Source organism: Paraglaciecola mesophila KMM 241, from assembly GCF_000315015.1.
GTDB lineage: Bacteria > Pseudomonadota > Gammaproteobacteria > Enterobacterales > Alteromonadaceae > Paraglaciecola > Paraglaciecola mesophila.
Genome location: NZ_BAEP01000074.1, coordinates 113,175 through 134,439, shown reverse-complemented (window position 1 = coordinate 134,439; position 21,265 = coordinate 113,175). Strand labels below are relative to the sequence as shown.

Genomic DNA, 21,265 nt, shown 5'->3' with positions numbered 1-21,265 from the left:
CAGCAGGCCGATCACTAATTCAGCCATGCCAAGGAGCGCGTATTATAGTGACTACCGTTTATTTAGCAAGGACAAATCTTACTAAGCTGGCGAGTTAAATACCACAACACGTTTAGGGGCGGCTTTGTTATCGTTATCGAGCTCTGACACACCCAAGAAAACGTTGTCTTCAGTGCAATATGTGCGTACCAGAGTACCTTGGTCAATCGCGGCCTCACTGACATAAGGCACTGGCTGACCATGCAGAAATGAGTCTCTTGAAGCAGGTGTGAGTTCAACACTAGGCAGTGCTTTTACGGCGCTGTCCATAGGAATTAACAATGGGTCGAGAATATCCGTTAAGGGTATTTGCTCCGCTTGGGCTTTTTCGAGCAAAGACTCAAGCATTTCAAAAGTCACCATTTTGTCGCTCGGGTAATCAGCAACAGCGGTACGATGCAATTTACTCACATAAGCACAGCAACCTAAAAGCTGTCCCAGGTCATCGACCAAAGAGCGTATGTAAGTGCCTTTACTGCAGTGCACTTCCATGTCTACTTCATCACCATCAAAGCAAGTAATGTTAAGTGAGAAAATAGTGATATCTCGCGCTTCTCGCTCGATGACTATCCCTTGACGTGCATAATGGTACAGAGGTTTGCCCTGATGCTTTAATGCTGAGAACATTGACGGAACTTGTTTGATTGGCCCTTTAAATGTCTCACATGCATCAATTAATTGCTGCTCAGTCACATTCACTTCACGAGTATCAACTATCTCACCATCAGCATCTGACGTCGTTGTTCTTACGCCTAACTTAGCCGTAACAATATAGGTTTTATCGGCATCTAACAAAAACTGGGAAAACTTAGTGGCTTCACCTAAACACACTGGCAACATCCCAGTAGCCAGTGGATCCAGCGCGCCAGTATGACCTGCCTTGGCTGCTAGAAATGCACGTTTCACTTTTTGTAGCGCCTGATTTGACGAAATTTCCAATGGTTTGTCTAACAACAAAATTCCGTCTATTGCGCGACCTTTACGACGTCTAGCCAAGCCTTAATCCTCTTGTTCGTCTTCATCTAAAGAACGACCTGCATTGCGCGCGCGCTCTTTGTCTTTGTTTAGTGTTTCATCCACCAAATTACTGATACGAATACCTTCACTTAATGAACCATCGCGAACAAATTTAATCGCAGGTACAGCACGCATACGCATGCGATTCGCCAGCAAAGTGCGGATATAACCTTTGTTTTCTTCTAGGATCGACAAATAGTTGTTCATGACTTCTTCGTCGTTCTCAAAAAAGGTCACATAAATTTTTGTATATGCTAGGTCGCGAGATACTTCAACAGCAGACACAGTTACCATGCCCAAACGCGGGTCACGATTCTTGAACTCATTCTGTAAAATACTGGCGATCTCTTTATGGATTTGCTGACCTACACGGTCGGTGCGAGAGAATTCTCTTGCCATTTTAATCTCCTAAAGCATTAAATGATGCTTTTGTTAAGACAAAACGGAGGCCTAAGCCTCCGTTTTAATTCAATACTAATAACGCGCTAACATTTTATGTTAGCGAATTATAGTTCACGCTCAACTTGAACGATTTCAAATACTTCGATTTGGTCGCCCACTTTAACGTCGTTGTAGTTCTTCACGCCGATACCACACTCAACACCGTTACGTACTTCTTGCACGTCATCTTTGAAGCGTCTTAGTGATTCAAGCTCACCTTCGTAGATAACGACGTTTTCACGTAACACGCGGATTGGGTTGCTACGTTTAATTGTACCTTCAACCACCATACAACCGGCAATTGCACCAAGTTTAGGTGATTTAAATACGTCACGTACTTCAGCCAAACCAATGATTTCTTGTTTGAATTCAGGGGCTAGCATACCAGTCATCGCCATCTTAACTTCATCAATCAAGCTATAGATAACACTGTAGTAGCGCAAATCGATTTCTTCGGCTTCAATCACGCGTCTTGCACTTGCATCAGCACGTACGTTGAAACCTACCACAATAGCACTAGATGCAGCCGCTAAGCTGGCGTCAGTTTCAGTAATACCACCAACACCACTGCCGACTATGTTCACTTTCACTTCAGAAGTCGACAATTTGGTCAATGAATCAGAGATTGCTTCAACAGAGCCTTGAACGTCGGCTTTGAGCACGATGTTAAGCTCGCTAACGTCACCCGCTTCCATGTTCGCAAACATGTTCTCAAGTTTCGCTTTTTGCTGCTTGGCCAATTTAATTTCACGCTGCTTAGCATTACGTTTAGTCGCTACTTCACGAGCTTTACGCTCATCTTGTACCACTAACGCATCTTCACCAGCCACGGGAACACCTGACAAACCAAGTACTTCTACTGGTGTTGAAGGCCCTGCGATGGCAACATCTTTGCCGTTTTCATCACGCATGGCGCGCACACGACCGTACTCAATACCACAAAGTAAGATATCACCGGCTTTAAGTTGACCTTCTTGCACCAAGACAGAAGCCACTGGGCCGCGTCCTTTGTCCAAGCGAGACTCGATAACAATACCTTTAGCAGAGCCTGTAGGCGGCGCTTTCAAGTCTAGTAATTCAGCTTGTAAGCTAATTGCTTCAAGCAACGCGTCGATGCCTTCACCTGTTTTGGCAGAAACATTAACGAACTGGTGTTCGCCGCCCCACTCTTCTGAAATCACTTCTAGTTGTGACAATTCAGTTTTAACACGATCCGGATCGGCGCTTTCTTTATCCATTTTGTTAACAGCAACAATCAAAGGGACACCAGCTGCTTTCGCGTGCTGAACCGCTTCTTTTGTTTGTGGCATAACACCATCGTCTGCTGCAACAACCAAAATAACGATATCTGTTGCTGTGGCACCACGTGCACGCATAGCGGTAAACGCGGCGTGACCTGGAGTATCTAGAAAAGCAATTCGGCCATTGTCTGTTTCAACACTGTAAGCACCGATATGCTGAGTAATACCACCTGCTTCACCCGCAGCAACTTTCGCGCGACGAATGTAATCTAGCAGTGATGTTTTACCATGGTCAACGTGACCCATAATCGTTACAACCGGTGCACGCGACGCTAACTCAGACGATATTTTGTCTGCCAACAACTCGTCTTCTAACGCGTTATCGTTCACTAATTCGTATTTGTGACCCATTTCTTCAACAACGAGTACCGCTGTTTCTTGGTCGAGTACTTGGTTAATGGTCGCCATCTCGCCCATTTTCATCATCGCTTTGATGACTTCAGTCGCTTTAATGGCTAACTTGCTAGCTAAGTCACTAACCGTAATCGTTTCGCCTAAACGAACGATACGCTCAACTGGCTGCGCAGGCTTGTTAAACGCGTGCTTAAGGTCTGAACCAGCATTGCGTTTTGACTTTTTACGACGACGTCCGCCACGCTCGATTTTAATATCATCAGCGTCTTCAGCTTCTTGTGCGTAACGGTTACTGTGCACGTGCACTTCTTCCGCTTCTTGCTTCTTACGACGCTCTTCTTCTTCTTTCCAGCGACGTGAGTTTTCTTCAGCAAGTTTGCGCGCTTCATCAGCGGCTTTTTTCGCATCTTCTTCAAGCTTACGTTGAGACTCTTGCTCTTGCTTCTTACGGATATTTTCCGCTTCAGTACGAACACGCTCTTGTTCTGCTTTTTCTTCAGGGCTTAACGCTGATTCTTCGGCTTGACGCGCTTCTGCTTCTTTTTTCGCTTTTTCAGCACGGGCCAGACGTTCAGCTTCCGCTTTCGCTTTAGATTCAGCGGCTTTCTTCGCTTTCTCTTCAGCTGCTTTTTTCGCTTCTTCTGCGGCCGCTTTTTCAGCTTCAAGTTGCGCTTGCTGTTCTGCTAGAGCACGAGCTGTTTCTTCTTCTGCTAAACGTGCTTCTTCTACATCAGTACGTTTAACATAAGTACGCTTTTTACGTACTTCAACCGTGACCGCTTTCGACTTACCCATATTCAGAGTACTGGTCGTTTTGCGTTGTAATGTCATTCGCTTAGGCGCTTCAGAGCCCGTACCGCCATGTTGTTTGCTTAAATAATCCAACAGCTGACGTTTTTCATCTTCAGTCACGTTTTCATTTGCCGCTTTAACAATATCAGCATCTTTAAACTGCTTAACTAAGCGGTCAACCGAAGTGCCGATATCGGCGGCGAGTTTTTCAATGGATACTTCTGCCATATTCGTAATTCCTCTTTGGTGACCCTATTCTTCGTTAAACCAGACAATGTTACGTGCAGCCATAATTAACTGGCCCGCTTTTTCTTCGTCTAGTTCTTCAATATCGCTGATCTCGTCTACGCCTTGCTCCGCAAGTGCTTCAAGATCGGTAATGCCGCGACTTGCCAATGTGTAGGCAACATGGCGTTCCATACCGGCTAAACTTAATAGCTCTTCTTTTGGTTCAGAGGCTTCCAATGTCTCTTCATTCGCTAACGCTTGCGTGGTGAGTGCTGCGCGCGCTCTGCTACGTAAATCTTCAACGATGTCTTCATCAAGGCCGTCTATTTCAAGTAGCTCATTAATGGGTACATAAGCGATTTCTTCAAGCGTAGAGAAACCTTCATCAACCAATACCGCTGCAAACTCTTCATCAATATCAAGACCATTAACGAACACAGCTAACACTTTTGAATTTTCTTCGTCGTGTTTGTTGTTTAAGTCTTCAACCGTCATCACGTTTAATTCCCAGCCAGTAAGCTGAGCGGCTAAACGGACGTTTTGGCCACTACGACCAATTGCCTGAGCTAGATTGTCAGACTCAACCGCAACATCCATGGTGTGGTTATCTTCATCAACAACGATGGATGCAACCTCAGCCGGTGCCATTGCATTGATAACGAATTGTGCTGGGTTGTCATCCCACAATACGATGTCTACACGCTCACCACTTAATTCGCTGCTGACTGCTTGTACGCGTGAACCACGCATACCTACGCAAGCACCTACTGGGTCAAGACGTTTATCGTTGGTTTTAACCGCGATTTTAGCGCGAGAACCGGGATCGCGAGCAGCAGCCTTAATTTCTAAGGTTTCTTCTGCGATTTCAGGCACTTCCAATCTAAACAACTCTACCAGCATGTCCGGGTGCGTGCGGCTCACAAACAATTGAGCTCCTCGTGCTTCAGGGCGAATGACGTACAATAATCCACGTACTCGGTCACCCGGGCGGAATGTTTCACGAGGTAACATATCGTCACGGTAAATGACGCCTTCGGCGTTGTTACCCAAGTCTATAATGATATTGTCGCGGTTGACCTTTTTAACGGTACCAGTGACTAAGTCACCCACACGCTCTTCGTATTCAGCCATCACTTGGGCGCGCTCAGCTTCACGTACTTTTTGTACAATAACTTGCTTAGCCGTTTGTGTGGTTATACGGTCAAATTTGATTGATTCGATTTGATCTTCAACATAGTCGCCTAGTTGAATGTCAGGCTCATCAATTTGAGCGGCAGAAATAGTCATTTCTGCAAAAGGGTTCTCTTGCTTTTGATCATCAGCGATAACCATCCAACGACGGAACGTATCAAAGTCGCCAGTAATACGGTCAATAGCAACGCGTACTTCAATTTCGCCTTCAGTTTTCTTTTTAGTAGCACTTGCAATGGCAAACTCTAACGCTTCAAAGATTTTTTCTCTTGGAACTTGTTTTTCATTTGAAACGGCTTCCGCCACTAACAAAATTTCTTTATTCATGATTGCCTCACTGATTATTCTTTAGCAAAAGCCTTAATGGCCATCTACTCAATCAAACGTTGGAACAACATTGCCTTTTTCAATATTGGCAAAGGCCAATACAAATTCTTGGTTATCCACTTCAATAGTTAACATGCCATCGGCTTCGGACAATAACTTACCTTTAAAGTTACGTCTGTCTCCCATTGGCATCTTTAATCGTAATGTGACGATTTCACCCACTGATTCGATATAATGTTGTAACTTAAATAATGGACGTTCCATGCCCGGCGAGGACACTTCTAAGTTGTATTCGGTATTAATTGGATCTTCTACATCAAGTACGGCACTCACTTGATGACTCACTTCTGCACAATGATCCACTGAAATACCGTCAGGGTGATCAATGTAAACGCGCATGGTTGAATGTTTTCCAGCGCGAACAAATTCAATCCCCACCATTTCAAAGCCAAGCGCTTCAACAGGTGCGGTCAACATTTCAGTTAATTTCTGTTCTAGTTGTGACAAAATTCACGCTCCAAAAACGAAAAAAGGGCCATAAGCCCAGAGTAAATTAAAAACAGGATAAAAAGGATAACAAAAAGCCCCGTACAAGCGGGGCTTTTTGTTTCTGGACCCTAGTCCACTATTCTCACTGAAAATTGGCTGAATGCCAAGTTTCAAAAAGTGGTTGCGGGAGCAGGATTTGAACCTACGACCTTCGGGTTATGAGCCCGACGAGCTACCAGACTGCTCCATCCCGCGCTTGAAATCTTTTTCGATAAGGACACTATGCATTGCGTGTCGCGTCTCGAGTGGGGCGTATTATACATAGCTAACTGAGACGCGCAAGCCTTGTGAAGCATAAAACTCAAATAAATCCAGAAGGTTTATTGGATTGTATGCAATTCATACAAAACCACTGGTTACGTTGTGCGCTAAGGCAAGATAAACAGCTAACTAGACCTGCAACAGATCCATCTTAGACGCCAGTTTAAAATCCAGTTCACTTAAACCACCAACGTCATGGGTAGTGAGTTTAACCTCCACTTTATTATATACATTGAACCATTCAGGATGATGATTGAGCTTTTCTGCCCAAATGGCGATTTGACTCATCCAGCCGAACGCACGAATAAAGCTCTTAAACTTGAAGTTCTTGGCGAGTTTGCTGTCGCTAATATGCCAATGTTGATCTGCGGGCAAACCTTGGTTGAGCTCAACCAACTTAGCTTGCGTTTCACTTTCTGATAATTTATCTACCATGTAATCCTCCTATATACGGTTCATCGAGTTGAGTGGCAATGTCTATCATGCCGTTAGCCTATCAAAATGAAAGCGAGGGCGTGATTTACTTAGATGACATTCGGTCACTTAAGTTTACAAACCGTTGAAACAAAAAAACCTGCCGAAGCAGGTTTTTTTACATAAAGTGCTGAGTCTAGAACTCGACGGCGAAGCGCGCGTATATTTGACGCCCTCTTGGGTCATGCACTTTACTATCAAAGCCACTGTTAGTGAATAACTGTGGTGGCTCTTCATCTGTGATGTTAATCCCGCCCACAGACAATACATAGTTGTTCTGTGTATCGAACAAAGTCCCCAAATTAACGTTGTACTGCACGTCATAGGTCACTTGGCTATCAACTCCTTTAAACCCTCCTAATCCTTCACATGAACCGGTATTGACACTGCCATCTGCACAGTTTTGATCATCATCATAACTATCAATATAACGGGCAAAGATATTGGCAGAATGAGCACCCGAGGACCAATTTAGCCCAAGGTTTAAACGTAGTTCAGGCGAGGATGTGCCTATATTTGTAAAGTTTCTACGCCCTGCCCCATCGACTTTACCTGCTTGCGGGTCGTTTAGTTCGTATTCCAGAATGTAAGTAGCATTGATTGATGGTACAAACATACCAGCGTCCGTATCAATCTTGTAACTGGTCACAAAATCTAAACCTGATGTTTCAAGAGAGCTTGCATTAACATAAGTGTTGTTAACTTGTGTCAATGGGCCTGTAAGTGGGTCGCCTGCACGAACAACACGCTCAGGATCGCTTGGGTCTAAGTTTAATACAGCCTGCGGATTCTCTTGAATAATCAAATCCTCAAACTCGAAGTTCCAGTAGTCAACTTCAATAGAAAAGTCGCTAATAGGCTCGAACGACACACCAAGGTTGTATGCGGTAGATTCTTCAGGTTTTAAATCTTCATTACCTACTGTGCGCACTGCAGCGAATGCATTTGCACCGATAAGAGGGTCAACGAGTTGTTGTAGCGAGGTTCCCCCACCATTTCTTAAGAATACCGTTGGCGCTCTGAAAGATGTTGAAATTGAACCTCGTAAAGACAATTGTTCACTGGCTCTATATGAAAAAGCTACTTTAGGGTCAATCGTATCACCAATGGTGCCGCCGTAATCTTCGTAACGCACAGCAAGTTGAATATCTAAGTCATCCGTTACAGGCAATGCCATTTCAGCAAATGCAGCCCACACATCTAATGAGCCGTCAAAGTCGGGGTTACCAATTACAAACGTAAAGCTGTCTTGATTAGCCAGTGCATCGTAATCTTGGCTCAAAGATTCATCACGGTATTGTAAACCAAATGCCAAACCTGCAGCTCCGCCATCCATATCAAACACATCGAATGACATAAAGCCTTCAAATACTTGTAAATCAGCTTTTGAATCGATGGTTTCAAGACCCGTAAATGAATCAATTACGTACTGAGAGTTAGGCGCAGTTGTGTACGATGTTGCGAAAAGATTAAAGTATTCGCAATCTCCTTCCCCTGGCGTACCCGTTAATGGATTACATTGTCCGCCGCCCAAACCGTTTAACGCTAAGTTAAACTCTGTGTTCAACACGTCTGGTACGCTAAAAAAGAAATCGTTGGTTGCATTGGTGTAACTGACTTCCCAGAAACCATGCTCTAGCTCACCTTGCAGCGCGGTGTTAAAACGAAATGTATCGGATTCAGTATTAGCAAAATCAGGTGCTTTACCGTTACCTTCAGCACGGCCGAAAAAGGTCACAGCTTGTCCAAATGGGTTTTCAGGGTGATCAGCAGGCACCACCGGTCCAGTAAGGATTGGGAAACTTGGCGCGCCCCCCCGAGATGCACGGTTACGTGCAAAGCTCACTTCAGTCGTCCAACTCATTTCGTCGGATAACTCATATTCCGCTTTTACATAGGCGTTAAGACGAGATTCATCTGGTACGTATGAATAATCTTTACCGAAATCAAACATACAAAGACCTACATCTAGGCCCGGCACGGTACCGGGAGGCGCTAACACATTAGATGCACCGCCGTACTCTTCACACCCATAGGGATCAATAAAGGGTGTTGCGCCAATAAAGTACGAGCCCGGATTGCCCAACGCACTGCTGTCATCTTCAGGACGACTCAAACGACGATCTTTTATAAATAACGGGGAGCGATTAGTGTAACTTACCGCGGCAATAATACTGCTATCTTCATTACTGGTACCCCATAAACCTTGCAATACATACTCTTTGTTATTGCCGTGGGCACCGTCTTGATAGTCCGCACTGAGTTTCACACCATCATAATTACGCTTGGTAATAAAGTTAACTACCCCTGCTACAGCATCCGAGCCATATAAAGCAGATGCACCATCTTTAATGATCTCCACACGGTCAATAGCTATCATTGGAACGAGCGAGCTAGTATCAACGAAATTTAATCCATTGTTGGTCGGCTGGGCATTAACTACTTGACGTTTATTGTTCAACAAAACCAACGTCGATGCCACGCCAAGACCACGAAGGTTAATATTTGACGTACCGGCTGTCGCATTTTGCGTAAATGCGTCGGGGTTATTTTCAGCCCCAGTGTTAATGGTTAATGTTTGTGTAATATCGGCGATATTTTTCGCGCCAAGGGCGTCAATAGCGACGCTATCAACGACGGACAATGGGGACGGTGATTCAAAGTTTTCACTGCGGCGAACGAAACTACCGGTCACCATGATCATTTCGATGTCTTCTTTTTTCTCTACATCAGCTTCTTGGGCTAATACTGTAGGCGTAGCAAATAAAAACTGTGCGGAAATGGCCGCGGCTAAAGCACTGACTCGTGTATTTATCTTCATTGTGTGTTCTCGAGGTAATTATTAGATTCAAATCGAGCGTGTTAACAACGGACCTTTCCAACCACTCAGACCGCGCGTCAATATTGTCTAATAGTTCTAATTCCAACCAGTAAGTGACTGATTCTCGGGCGCTAAAATAACGCGTCACAATGATAGTAGGGGGGGATTCGTTGGATGTAAACGCAATGTTACTTATATGTAAACATTCGTTCAACTCATGGTCGGACCAGATCAGTGGAAGAGAGCAATCTAACAGGTAAAAAGATTGCTCATACTAAAGTTTAAGCCAGTAACATCATCAAAAAAGTGCCTACTGCTGCGGGCTTGTCTCTGCCTTTGATTTCTATCTGGGTGTGAAAGCTAAATAAGGTACCTAACGGCTTCTTTTCTTTCCTCGCAAGAGAAGAGACAAAACGAATTTCATCGTTGACCCGCACAGGCTCTAAAAAGCGTATTTTGTCAATCCCATAGTTCAATACAGTTTGGCTTGCAGAATCGAGCTGAACCATATGATAGAAGGACTCTGGCATTAAGGTCACACTCAAATAACCATGGGCAATAGTGGTTTTAAAGGGACTTTCTTTTTCACAGCGCTTCGGATCAATATGTATCCATTGGTGGTCACCTGTGGCATCAGCGAATAAGTTTATACGCGCTTGATCTATTTTTAACCACGCGCTTGGGGTTAGCTCTTCAGCGACTTCAATTTGCAATAAACCTTTAGCCATCATTGGCTCCTTTAAAAAGTATTTTGGTCGCAGTTACGCTAGCACCCCGTCTCTTGATATGACAACTCACCTGAACTTATGTAGATGTATAAATTAAATACGAGGAAAAATCTCGCAATTTAGGCGAAATGCTCTGTTGATATATAGTCAACATTAACACTCATGATCACTTTGGCACTAATTTGGTGGGTGGATGCTGTTATTTATCCAATATTATTCTCACTGAACAAATTTATTCGTACTTTTTGGGTCTGCATATAAATGAAAATCGACGTCAGCAATCGCAAAAGGGTCTATATGGTTAAACATTGGTTCGTTATCGCATTTTTATCTTGTTTCTCATGTGCGACCCAAGCCTATTGCATAGATAATTGGGCGTGTTTTGAAAAAGTTGAACATGGCAAGGTGATAGAATACTGGTTGAGCAATAATAAACCCTACCCCATCACCTCTACGTTAGACGTGAGAACACGAAACCTTAAAACCGAAATAATAGTAAAAGATCGCTACACTAAAACACGGGTTTTGGGACCCTTGGAACGCGTTAAAATATTAACATTGCAGGCTATTGATACCCATCGCCCAGTGCGCAGCAAGGAAGATTTTTACTGGACCCCAGGAATCGAAAACGCCCAACATGATGATAGTTACCAATATGCGCTACCCTACGGGAAGCGCAAGACGTTTAGGGTGGTGCAAGGGTTTAACGGCGGCTATAGTCATCAAGGGGCTTCGCGATACGCAGTGGATTTTGCGATGCCAATAGGTACGCCTATTCATGCGGCACGTGGTGGTCAAGTGATCGACTTACAGCAAAAGCATAATAGAGGTGGTGCCAATAGAAACTTCGCTAAATACGCTAATTTCATCACTATACTGCATGATGACGGCACGACAGGTGAGTACTATCATTTACAACAAAATGGCGTGGTGCCTACCCTTGGACAAGATATTAAGCGGGGCCAACTCATTGGTTATTCAGGTAATACTGGCTTCTCCTCCCTGCCCCATTTACATTTCGCTGTCTATCAGGCCAAAGGTTTCGGTAAGTACCAATCAATAAGAATAATGTTTGAGAAGTGATCAGCTAATCCTCTTTAACACCTTTGAGTAAATAACCTACCAGCAAAGGCTAGTAAAAAACTGTGCTTCATCAACGTGACGATGATAAATATTATTTTTATTTCGTCAGCGTTTGTTCAATGCTTCTTTTTTAAAAACCAATTAAAACTAACTTTATCCAATTGATTAAATTACATTTTTAAAAGCTAAAGCGTAACTTTCGTTTAATAAAGTTTACATGCCACTGGGCGCTTTAAGCACCTATATACTGAAGATAAATTTGATCTATTCTAGAAATTGCGTAGTATAAAACCCAACTGGTCAGATGAGCGGATGAGTAATTATCATGAGTATTAGAACAAACCTTAAAAAAGTATTACCAGCAATTTCTTTAACAGAACAAGAAGCGTTAGATGCGGGTGACGTATGGATTGAATCATCCATCTATCGTGGTACCCCTGACATGCAAGCCTTGCGCGCCATCCCTAAAGCGACATTGAGCGCAGATGAGCAAGCCTTCTTAGACGGTCCAGTACAAGAACTATTGGAAATGGTTGACGACTACGAACTGCAAAACGGCGATCACTTACCGCAAAAGGTATTGGACTTTCTATCAGTAAATAAATTTTTCGCTTTGATTATTCCGAAAAGATTCGGCGGATTAGAGTTCTCTCCTTACGCCAACTCAACCATAGTCGCTACTATTGCTGTCAAAAGCAGCGCGGTTGCGGTAACTGTTATGGTGCCTAATTCATTAGGACCGGGCGAGCTGCTAATGCATTACGGTACCACAGAGCAGCAGGACCACTGGCTACCTAATCTAGCTGTGGGCAAAGACATTCCATGTTTTGCACTGACCAGCCCTGAGGCAGGCTCAGATGCGGGTGCTATTCCTGATACAGGGATTGTGACTAAAGAAATGTACAACGGAGAAGAAGTGCTGGGCTTATCGGTGACGTGGGATAAGCGTTACATCACACTTGCGCCAATTGCCACCGTGCTTGGTTTAGCGTTTAAAGTATTCGACCCCGACCATTTATTGGGCGACAAAGTTGAGCTAGGTATCACCTGCGCCTTAATTCCTAAATCCCATTCTGGTGTTGAATTAGGCAACCGTCACGATCCTATGGGTATTCGTTTCTACAACGGTACCACCCGTGGTAATAAAGTGTTTATACCAATGGATTTCATCATTGGTGGTCAGAAAAACATTGGCCGTGGTTGGCAGATGCTGGTTAGTTGCTTAGGCGCAGGGCGCGGAATTTCCCTTCCTGCAATGGGCGTTGCTTCTGCGCAGTCTGCACTCAAATCAACCGCTGAGTACTCGTTCGTACGTGAACAATTCGGTGTGCCAATTGGGCGTTTCGAAGGGATCCAAGAAAAGCTTGCTGATATCGCCGGTAAAACCTTTGTACTAGAAGCCATGCGCGTATTAACCACAGAAGGACTTGGCCTAGGCCTTAAGCCCTCTGTTGTAACGGCAATGGCTAAATACCACATGACTGAATTAGGTCGTGATGTGTGCAACACCGCTATGGATATTCAAGCGGGTAAAGCCATTCAACGCGGGCCACAGAATACCTTAGCGAATGGTTATGCAGCGCAACCCATTGCCATTACGGTTGAAGGTGCAAACATTTTAACCAGAAGCTTAATGATATTTGGTCAAGGCGCTATGCGCTGTCACCCACATATGAAAGAAATGGTTGATCTTATTCACAGCGATGAAGCCTCAGCAGACAAAGAATTTAATAAAGTGCTAGGTAAAACCATCAGCTTTAGTGTTAAGAATTCATTGCGCAGCTTTAGTAAAAGCTATTTAACCTTTACGCGCGGTGCACAATCAAGCTTGCCTGAAGTGAAGCCATACGAAAAACGCATGAATGCCCTCTCGGCTAAACTAGCACCTCTTGCTGATTTATCCTTGCTCGTTCTTGGGGGTGATTTGAAGAAAGCCGAGATGCTGTCGGCACGTTTGGGTGATGTAATGAGTTACTTGTATGCCTCTATGGCGGTGGTTCGTTTTTACGAGCAACGTGTAACAAACCGAATTGAAGCCAAGCCTTACTTCGAATACGCCATTCAATGGTGTTTATTGCAGGGTGAGCAGGCTTTGAATGAATTCGTCAGTAATTTCCCGAACACGGCCACTCGTGGTTTGATGCGTGTATTAACCAACACTTTTACGCGCTCAGTTCCGGCCATATCTGACAAGCTAAAACGACAGCTTTCTGATGCCACTATGGCGCAAAGCTCGATCATGGCAGATTTAACCCACTTGGTTAAGGTTATTCCTGGTGATGGTAATCACATCAACCAAGAAGCATTTGCTGCAAAGCACGATGTCATGCCTATTCTTAAAGTTGTGCAAAAAGCACTCCGTAAGGATCCTGTGGTTCCGTTTGTTTCCTTTGAAAATGCAGTGACTAAGCTGCATGAAAACGGTGAACTAAGCGCGAACGAATACGCTCGCGTAATCGATTATAATAATAAGCGACAACTAGCCGTGCGTGTTGATGAGTACACCTTTGATATGGAGTTGCTTGATGCAAATCAACAGCTCGTCAAAGGTGAACCTGAAACGCACACAGACGCCGCGTAAAGCAGGCAGGGGAAGCGAAAAGGGGATGATATTTATATCATCCCCTTTTTTTTGCTTTTAGTCCGCGAAGGTTCTAGCGATCTTTACCGGCTCAATTTCTGGTGCTACGCCAGTGCACGAATTTCAGCCAGCGCCAATTCTATTTCCTGTTCGTTATTAAGCAGTGACGGCGCAAATCGCGCATAGCTTTGCCGATAAGGTGTGCTGCTCATAATGATGCCTTTGGCGTGCATCTTTTCTACCACTGTTTCGGGCGCTAACCCTTTCACATCAAAGCACACTAAGCCAGATGAAAGAGAACTGTCACTCGGTGTATACAAAGTCACATGAGGCATTTTTGCTAGGCCTTGTTTAGTTTGCGTGTTTAATTGATGAATACGCTTTTGCACGTTTGCCTTGCCTAATTGAAGGTGTAATTTAAATGCCTCAGGCAATGCCCAGCGGTGCTCGAAAGAGTGAAAGCCGCCAGGAGACATATGATCGCCAATCGGCACTTCATCTTGCGTCGCTGACCCTAGCCACACATCGTAAGACCCACCGAAACTGGGAATAACTGGCTCACTTTGCGCCCATGCTCTTTCATTACCCCAGATCACGCCCGTGCCCCTTGGGCCAAATATCCATTTGTGAGTGCCGGCAACGAAAAAGTCACAGCCTAAGTGGCTAATATCTTGATCTTCAATACCAAACCCGTGAACGCCATCAACGCAGAATAGTATTTGTTGCTCGCCTTTACGCTGCTGATTAAGCTGGGTAATGGTATCTGCCATAGCCCGAATAGGCAGCTTTACACCAGTGGACGAATGCACCCACGTAGCTGCTACCACTTTCGTTTGCCTGCCAATAGCGCCATGCAACCGCTTTAGCACTTGATCCACATTTACCTGGGCGGGCTCGTCATACAAGGCGATACGCTTAACCGTGGCACCAGTACGTTTAGCCCGATGCGCCAACGACATATCAGTGGAGTAATGGTCGTGCACAGTTTGCAGTATCTCATCCCCTGCTTGGAGTTTTAGCCCACTGTAGATTAAGCCCAACCCCATAGTGGTGCTGTCTGTTAACGCAATGTGTTCTGCTTCACCTCCCATGTAGTCAGCGGCGGCCTGCATTATTTTCCCGTCAATGGTCAGAAAATGTTGATGCCAATAATCTGACGGGTTTTCATCAAATGCGTGTCTGTGCTTTTCGATGGCTTGAGAAACAGGTGCTGGGTGCGAGGCTAACAAAAATGTCGATAGTTGAATGTAGTCCCGAGTCAGTGGAAACAAATTACGTAGCGCTTGCCAATCACCTGGAGCGAGAGCGTTATTTGCGTTTGCTAACTTTGGCGCAGCTTGTAAACATGACGATATGCTGGCTAAGCCCGCCCCAGCGCCCAGTCCCAGTGCGTGTAAAAATTGACGTCTTAACATCTGATCCTCCCTTTCCTAATTCTTTTCGCCGCTCCAATGGCTAAAAGAAAACGTCTACCACGTGTTAAGCCATGAAGTTAGAAACATGAGTGTAGGGGCTAAGTCGACGTTTCGCCTTTTTACAGCACCAATATGGCGCTCAAAAATAGTTCAGAAAATACACAGGTTAAATCAAATTGAACCAAGAATGATGTCACTAACAGACAAAGATTAAATCGATAAGTCGAAAAAAAGAAAATACTGAATCACTCAGCACAGTGCCCTCGAATGGTGGCACTGTGCTCATATGGCTATGCTTGCAAGACTTACTTCACTTCCATATGCGGTGAACGATAAACAATCTCATCATTAAGATCGATACCGATTCCTGGCGTTTCCGTTACTTCAAAGAAGCCATTTACCGGCTGTGGATCTTGAATACACAATTCGCGGTTCCAATCTTTAATGGCGTAAGTATGGTGTTCATGGATTAAAAAGTTAGGAATGGCCGTTTCTAAATGCAAACTTGCCGCTGTCGCCACTGGGCCACCACACACATGGGCCTGAATACGTACGTCATACACATCAGCGTAATCACACACTTTTTTGGCTTCAGTGAAACCACCGCATAAGCCTATATCCGGTTGCAATACGTCTAGGCTTTGATCCTCTAAGTACGGTCTAACACCCCACCGGTTGTACAAACGCTCACCACCAGCAATAGGCACATTCACGCGCTTAGCAACTTTGTCATGTAACTTTGAATTTAAGTAATTCACTGGCTCTTCGTAATACAAACAACCTATGTCTTCGACCATTTCACCTAACTGAATAGCCGTGGCAACGCCTGGCAAACTGTGGCATTCAAAAATAATGTCTACGTCGTCACCTACCGCATCCCGAATGGCCTGTAACCTTGCTCTGAACAGGCGCATCTCTGGCTGAGTAAACAACTTGGTGCGATCAAAGTGCCCAGCTCCGTTTTTATCGTAAACAATCGGATCGACTTTCACTGCATCGTAACCTTCAGCCACGGCTTTTTCAGCGGCGCGTCCGTAATCAACAGGATCGTTCAAGCGGGTAACCTCTTTATCCCAATCAAACTGTAACTGGCTGGCATAAGTGCGAAGTTTACCGTTAGTTTTTCCACCCAGTAACTGGTACAAAGGTACATTTAGCGCTCTGGCTTTGATGTCCCATAATGCTGTATCGATTGCGCTCATAGCAGCATAAAAAACTGGGCCGCCGCCTAATCCCCAGAACCCTTCTCGAAGCATTTTGCTCCATAGCAATTCGGTGTTAACTGGGTTAAAGCCTATTAATAATGCCTCAGCGATTTCTTTGATCATATGCGCAGCAGCGCTGTGCCCCCAATCATAAGCTAGGCCAGCCTCCCCTACGCCGGTTATCCCTTCATCGGTATGAATACGAATAAAAACGGGGTTCCATACGGTGCGCTTGGGGCACTCGATATCAAAAATTTCAACGCGGGTAATCTTCATTAATTCTATTCCTGAAAGTAAGTATTTTTGTCTTGTATGTTTATTTCGTTATTCGCAGAAACTCGGATCGAGTTTGTACGCTTTACGTAACATGGCCGGCCAGGATTTTTGGCCGCCGGTTTGCCCACTGTGAACCACATTGGCCTGAGCATAGATGCCATCGACAATGGCTTGTGGAATTTCAATAACCGATTGATTTGCTTGAAGCAGGTCCATTTGAATTTCACAGGCCCGCTGCAAATCATAAAAGCGCATAAAGGCATCCCCCACAGTTGGGCCTAATGTCAAACCGCCATGATTGTGTAACAGCATATGGTTGTTACTCGCTAAATCATCTTGCAGGCGTTTTTTCTCGTCGGCATTTACCGCTAAACCTTCATAGGCGTGATAGCTCATGGACGACAAAGAGAACATTGCGTATTGGCTCCATGGTTGCAAACCGCCCTTTAGGCTCGCAACGCTAATCGTTGCCTTGGTATGTAGATGAATGACGCACTGGGCATCATGTCTCACTTCATGAATAGCGCTATGAATGGTAAAACCAGCAGGATTAATAGAATACGGCGAGCCGTCTAAAATATTTCCCTCTAAATCGACTTTTACTAGGTTCGAGGCGGTGACTTCTTCAAATGTTAATCCAAAAGGATTAATCAAATACTCATCTGTACCGGGAACACGCGCGGAAATATGAGTATAAATAAGGTCCCCCCAGCGCGCATCTGCCACGAGTCTGTAACATGCCGCTAGATCAATACGAGATTGCCACTCAACATCAGACACTTGCCCTTTTAAGCTTCTATCGGATAACGCAAACACCTTATCTCCTTACTATTCAAGTTAGCCATCAAATCGGTTTAGCGATTTTCGCTTCGTCTTACTGCGCTCAAAAATCAGCGCGCATATTATCAACATACGCACTGTTTTTACTAAGCTGAGTGCATCTGCCAAAAACACCTATGATAACCGAGAGACAAACAATATCCGAGACCTATGGGAATTACCTTATGGATTTTAAATATAGATCTTTGTCTTTGCTGCTAACCTCAGTCCCGTGGCACAATAACAGTATTAATATTGTCACAGTACGCGCCCAATTAAGCCTTGTAAAAAGGCAGTGAGCGCGTTAACGAAATAGGTGAATTATCATGAAAGCAGGCGCATGCCATATCTTGGTCAAAACCGAAAAAGAAGCACAACAGTTGAAAGCGCAATTAGACAAAGGCGCGAACTTTCAACAACTCGCTAAAAAGCATTCACTGTGCCCATCCGGCAAAAAAGGCGGTGATCTAGGGGAATTCAGCCCGGGCACTATGGTCAAAGCCTTTGACAACGTTGTGTTTAAAAAAGAGATTTTAACCGTTCACGGACCAGTCAAAACTCAGTTTGGTTACCACTTAATCAAAACCCTCTATCGCGGTTAATAAATCAACTACAGAGGGCTAGGCACGGCTTGCAACCAATTTAGCGAGTCATATTTTGTGGTGGCACACGTCATGTGCAGCGTAAAAGCATGGCGTGATTTCTCTGAGCGATTAGGCGCACTAAAATGCGGCAGTAAACCGTCAAAAACAACCAGCGAGCCTTTCTTCACCTCCAACGGTTTCGCATCTTCATCTTTTGGCCAAGGCGTTTCATCCAGTACTTTTAGCTCTGTGTTGTCATCAGCAAAACGCATAAATTGTTCGCGCAACGGCGTATCACTACCATCGGCCTTGATTTGTAAGCAACCATTTTCAATGGTGGCATCTTCAACAGCAAACCAAAATGTCACAACGGACAAGGGATCACTTAGAAAATAGGTGCCGTCTTGATGCCAGCGGATCACTCCTCCTATCTTCGGCTGTTTAAAAATATACATAGATTGATGTATTTGCGGCTTAAGCAGCCCCACATCCTTTGCTAACTGAGCGATCCGTGGATCGTGACTGAATTTTTTAAATACGGGGTTTAATGTGTGCAAGGCATGGCCAATTTTATTGATGCTCATCGCTTTGGATTGGGTTAACTCACCATTGACATCAAAGGCTTCTTCCTCAAAAAAACAGCGGATCTTATCGCCTGATTGTAAGAAGTATTCATCTCTTGATTTACTCTGATCTTGGGTAGAAAAAACAGCACGAGTTGAATTAGGGTCAAACAACTCAACAATAGATTCAGCTTCTTGTTTGAGCAAAGCCATTTCAGCCTCGGAAAAAAGCTGATCTAACACGATATAGCCTTGTGCAAGAAAGTCTTGCTTCTGCTCAGCGGACAACATAACGACCTCACATATGATATTAAAAACTCCAATCAAAACAGTATATTATCTGACGTTCAAGTCAAGTAAGTGTCGTGTCTTGATTCTCCCTTTTGCTTGTATACATTGCTTGATCCGCTTTTTGCAGCATTTCACTTACACTTGTTTCGTTATCACTGAACACCACGCAGCCCACACTCGCGGTGACTCGGATCTGTGCACTGTCGGTACTGATGTTAATATTCTTTAAGCGTTTAGTGACACGCACTTTTAGTGATTCAGATTGCAGATCATCGTCGAACTGGGCAAGAGCGACGAATTCATCACCGCCCAGGCGGCCAACAGCATCTTGGTCACGCATTTGTTTACGGATTATTTTGGCAATAATTCGCAGCACTTCGTCTCCCGCTTTATGCCCATAGGTATCATTAATCTCTTTAAAGCAATCTAAATCGATGTACAACAAACATAATATCCCCTGCTGTGTATTGTGTTTCTTCAAGATTTTTTCTGCGGCTTCTTCCCAGCCTCTTCGATTAAAAATTTCACACAGTGGGTCTGTCATGGCTTGGGCTTGAGCCAAGATCTTTTCTTGGTTGATGCGCTTTATTCTTTCTGAAGTAGCGATAGCGAGAAGAAAGCTCTCAATGGCAAAGGAAAATATCAAGCCGTATCGTTGTAAAAATGGGCTTTGATCACCCAGAAATATTCGGAAAGCCATCGCGCAACACACAATCAATGAAGCAAATAGTACAAGACGAGCGGTGTGTACACGAACGTAAGATGCGTAAGCAATCAGCCCAAAGGAACACATTAATAACGCCATAGTAGTTCGCGCCATGATTGTGGCGAGTAACGTAAACCACTCCCCTCTTGGTAAAAAACACAGCACAATTGAGATCCCCAGCACAACAACCGCAGGGTACATCACTGCATAACGAGTGAAGCGTGACCAGCGTCGTTGTAGACCCAGTAAGGTTATAACGAAAATTGTGCCGGTAAACACGGTTAAGCCTGCAAAGAGGAGATTTAATCCTCTGTTGTTGGTTAGGTTCGCATCAAAGAACAGGTTTATGTTCCCTTCCTGTAACAAGAAAAAAATGCCCGCGCAGAGTACGTAATAGCAGTAGAAATGAAATCGTTTGTCTTTAAGGCTTCTGCCCATGACATACAGGTAAAAAACCAGCGTAATGCACAACCCAAAAAACATGCCCAATAGCAAATTATGTTGTTGGCCAGCCAATGCATATTCAGGCCAGGTTTTGCGCTCTAATGTGAGAGAAAAGTCACGCTCAGCGTCTAGTATCAGATTTGCGCGGTACTGCCCCTGGGGTAAAACAAAAACCAATTTATTAGCGGCAATTTTCTGCTGTTCTTGATGATCGATGAGTAAATTTGCGTGACGTATGGCATTGTTGTTGATGACCAGCACACTTTGCTCGTTGACGTTGCACGATACTGATAGATGATTAATAAATTGTCTAACCGGCAACCTTGTGAGCTGATTTAACGTAAGGGGAAGAGTTGTATAGTCCAGTTGTTCATGGGATACAAAGCAGGTGTTCTGTTGCTGGGCATAAAGACGATGACTGAACATACTGCATATCAATAACACCGCTGATAGGTAACAGAAAGAACGAATAGCAGACTGAGCTTTGTTTCTACGGTTTACTAACACAGGACTTAGCACACGGCTAAGCAAAAGGTTTGGCTCCGAAAGTGCAGTCACGTGTACCGCAAAAAAATACGTCATACCTAATGTATACACCTAAAAGTCAGGTTTTCCTGTTTTAAATAGTGCAATTCTTGAATTCACATTTTTGGCTAAATGTTAGCGAATTTGACTTACCCCCGGCGTTAAAGTCTCAATTTACACGACTTAAACTTAAAAATTCTCTTTATTAACAGTGAGTTATTCATTTGGCACAGGATCTGCGTTGCATTGT

General features: G+C 44.3%; 16 protein-coding genes and 1 tRNA gene. 3 read left to right on the top strand and 14 right to left on the bottom strand.

Annotated features, from left to right (window positions below; all coding sequences use genetic code 11):
* Nucleotides 1-81: 81 nt before the first annotated feature.
* The 9 genes from truB to GMES_RS17840 form a co-directional block, all read right to left on the bottom strand.
* Nucleotides 82-1,035 (bottom strand): tRNA pseudouridine(55) synthase TruB, encoded by a 954-nt coding sequence (gene truB, locus GMES_RS17880; protein WP_006994174.1) that lies wholly within the window; start codon nt 1,033-1,035, stop codon nt 82-84.
* A 3-nt stretch (nt 1,036-1,038) separates the two neighbouring features.
* On the bottom strand, nt 1,039-1,455 hold the full coding sequence (gene rbfA, locus GMES_RS17875; protein ID WP_006994173.1) for a 30S ribosome-binding factor RbfA: 417 nt from the start codon (nt 1,453-1,455) through the stop codon (nt 1,039-1,041).
* 107 nt (nt 1,456-1,562) lie between these two features.
* Nucleotides 1,563-4,172, bottom strand: a complete 2,610-nt coding sequence (gene infB / locus GMES_RS17870) for a translation initiation factor IF-2 (RefSeq protein WP_006994172.1) — start codon at nt 4,170-4,172, stop codon at nt 1,563-1,565.
* Nucleotides 4,173-4,196: 24 nt separating this feature from the next.
* On the bottom strand, nt 4,197-5,690 hold the full coding sequence (nusA, locus tag GMES_RS17865) for a transcription termination factor NusA (protein ID WP_006994171.1): 1,494 nt from the start codon (nt 5,688-5,690) through the stop codon (nt 4,197-4,199).
* Nucleotides 5,691-5,738: 48 nt separating this feature from the next.
* Entirely contained in the window at nt 5,739-6,197 is a 459-nt protein-coding gene (rimP, locus tag GMES_RS17860) for a ribosome maturation factor RimP (RefSeq protein ID WP_006994170.1), read from the bottom strand.
* Between the two features lie 160 nt (nt 6,198-6,357).
* Nucleotides 6,358-6,434 (bottom strand) — tRNA-Met (locus tag GMES_RS17855).
* A gap of 195 nt (nt 6,435-6,629) precedes the next feature.
* On the bottom strand, nt 6,630-6,935 hold the full coding sequence (locus tag GMES_RS17850) for a 4a-hydroxytetrahydrobiopterin dehydratase (protein WP_006994169.1): 306 nt from the start codon (nt 6,933-6,935) through the stop codon (nt 6,630-6,632).
* 175 nt (nt 6,936-7,110) lie between these two features.
* A complete protein-coding gene (locus tag GMES_RS17845) occupies nt 7,111-9,795 on the bottom strand; it encodes a TonB-dependent receptor plug domain-containing protein (protein ID WP_006994168.1) in 2,685 nt (894 codons plus the stop codon).
* Between the two features lie 281 nt (nt 9,796-10,076).
* Complete coding sequence (locus tag GMES_RS17840; protein WP_006994167.1) at nt 10,077-10,523, bottom strand: MaoC family dehydratase; 447 nt, start codon at nt 10,521-10,523, stop codon at nt 10,077-10,079.
* Between the two features lie 297 nt (nt 10,524-10,820).
* Between GMES_RS17840 and GMES_RS17835 the strand changes: the two genes are divergently transcribed.
* Together GMES_RS17835 and GMES_RS17830 are read left to right on the top strand one after the other, a co-directional pair.
* On the top strand, nt 10,821-11,606 hold the full coding sequence (locus GMES_RS17835; protein WP_006994166.1) for a M23 family metallopeptidase: 786 nt from the start codon (nt 10,821-10,823) through the stop codon (nt 11,604-11,606).
* A gap of 325 nt (nt 11,607-11,931) precedes the next feature.
* Nucleotides 11,932-14,187, top strand: a complete 2,256-nt coding sequence (locus tag GMES_RS17830) for an acyl-CoA dehydrogenase (RefSeq protein ID WP_006994165.1) — start codon at nt 11,932-11,934, stop codon at nt 14,185-14,187.
* 104 nt (nt 14,188-14,291) lie between these two features.
* On the opposite strand, the gene GMES_RS17825 is transcribed toward GMES_RS17830, so the two are convergent.
* The 3 genes from GMES_RS17825 to GMES_RS17815 all read right to left on the bottom strand — a co-directional run bounded on the left by GMES_RS17825 (nt 14,292) and on the right by GMES_RS17815 (nt 17,899).
* Complete coding sequence (locus GMES_RS17825; protein ID WP_006994164.1) at nt 14,292-15,602, bottom strand: aminotransferase class V-fold PLP-dependent enzyme; 1,311 nt, start codon at nt 15,600-15,602, stop codon at nt 14,292-14,294.
* 305 nt (nt 15,603-15,907) lie between these two features.
* Nucleotides 15,908-17,083, bottom strand: coding sequence for a mandelate racemase/muconate lactonizing enzyme family protein (locus GMES_RS17820; protein ID WP_006994162.1), 1,176 nt, complete (start codon nt 17,081-17,083; stop codon nt 15,908-15,910).
* A gap of 48 nt (nt 17,084-17,131) precedes the next feature.
* On the bottom strand, nt 17,132-17,899 hold the full coding sequence (locus GMES_RS17815) for a class II aldolase/adducin family protein (protein ID WP_006994161.1): 768 nt from the start codon (nt 17,897-17,899) through the stop codon (nt 17,132-17,134).
* Nucleotides 17,900-18,228: 329 nt separating this feature from the next.
* On the opposite strand from GMES_RS17815, the gene GMES_RS17810 reads away from it, so the two are divergent.
* Nucleotides 18,229-18,504 carry a peptidylprolyl isomerase gene (locus tag GMES_RS17810; RefSeq protein WP_006994159.1) on the top strand — a complete coding sequence of 92 codons (276 nt, stop codon included), beginning with the start codon at nt 18,229-18,231 and terminating at the stop codon, nt 18,502-18,504.
* A gap of 8 nt (nt 18,505-18,512) precedes the next feature.
* Here the strand turns inward: GMES_RS17810 and GMES_RS17805 are convergent, their stop codons facing one another.
* Both GMES_RS17805 and GMES_RS17800 read right to left on the bottom strand, forming a co-directional pair.
* On the bottom strand, nt 18,513-19,340 hold the full coding sequence (locus GMES_RS17805) for a phytanoyl-CoA dioxygenase family protein (RefSeq protein WP_006994158.1): 828 nt from the start codon (nt 19,338-19,340) through the stop codon (nt 18,513-18,515).
* Between the two features lie 61 nt (nt 19,341-19,401).
* Nucleotides 19,402-21,072: a sensor domain-containing diguanylate cyclase gene (locus tag GMES_RS17800; RefSeq protein ID WP_006994157.1), complete on the bottom strand. Its 1,671-nt coding sequence runs from the start codon at nt 21,070-21,072 to the stop codon at nt 19,402-19,404.
* Nucleotides 21,073-21,265 lie beyond the last annotated feature (193 nt).

Excerpts from the sequence above, each read along its gene's own strand:
- rbfA (WP_006994173.1), bottom strand. The coding sequence starts at position 1,455 with ATGGCAAGAGAATTCTCTCGCACCGACCGTGTAGGTCAGCAAATCCAT.
- infB (WP_006994172.1), bottom strand. The coding sequence starts at position 4,172 with ATGGCAGAAGTATCCATTGAAAAACTCGCCGCCGATATCGGCACTTCG.
- nusA (WP_006994171.1), bottom strand. The coding sequence starts at position 5,690 with ATGAATAAAGAAATTTTGTTAGTGGCGGAAGCCGTTTCAAATGAAAAA.
- GMES_RS17850 (WP_006994169.1), bottom strand. The coding sequence starts at position 6,935 with ATGGTAGATAAATTATCAGAAAGTGAAACGCAAGCTAAGTTGGTTGAG.
- GMES_RS17845 (WP_006994168.1), bottom strand. The coding sequence starts at position 9,795 with ATGAAGATAAATACACGAGTCAGTGCTTTAGCCGCGGCCATTTCCGCA.
- GMES_RS17840 (WP_006994167.1), bottom strand. The coding sequence starts at position 10,523 with ATGGCTAAAGGTTTATTGCAAATTGAAGTCGCTGAAGAGCTAACCCCA.
- GMES_RS17835 (WP_006994166.1), top strand. The coding sequence starts at position 10,821 with ATGGTTAAACATTGGTTCGTTATCGCATTTTTATCTTGTTTCTCATGT.
- GMES_RS17830 (WP_006994165.1), top strand. The coding sequence starts at position 11,932 with ATGAGTATTAGAACAAACCTTAAAAAAGTATTACCAGCAATTTCTTTA.
- GMES_RS17825 (WP_006994164.1), bottom strand. The coding sequence starts at position 15,602 with ATGTTAAGACGTCAATTTTTACACGCACTGGGACTGGGCGCTGGGGCG.
- GMES_RS17820 (WP_006994162.1), bottom strand. The coding sequence starts at position 17,083 with ATGAAGATTACCCGCGTTGAAATTTTTGATATCGAGTGCCCCAAGCGC.
- GMES_RS17810 (WP_006994159.1), top strand. The coding sequence starts at position 18,229 with ATGAAAGCAGGCGCATGCCATATCTTGGTCAAAACCGAAAAAGAAGCA.
- GMES_RS17805 (WP_006994158.1), bottom strand. The coding sequence starts at position 19,340 with ATGTTGTCCGCTGAGCAGAAGCAAGACTTTCTTGCACAAGGCTATATC.
- GMES_RS17800 (WP_006994157.1), bottom strand. The coding sequence starts at position 21,072 with ATGACGTATTTTTTTGCGGTACACGTGACTGCACTTTCGGAGCCAAAC.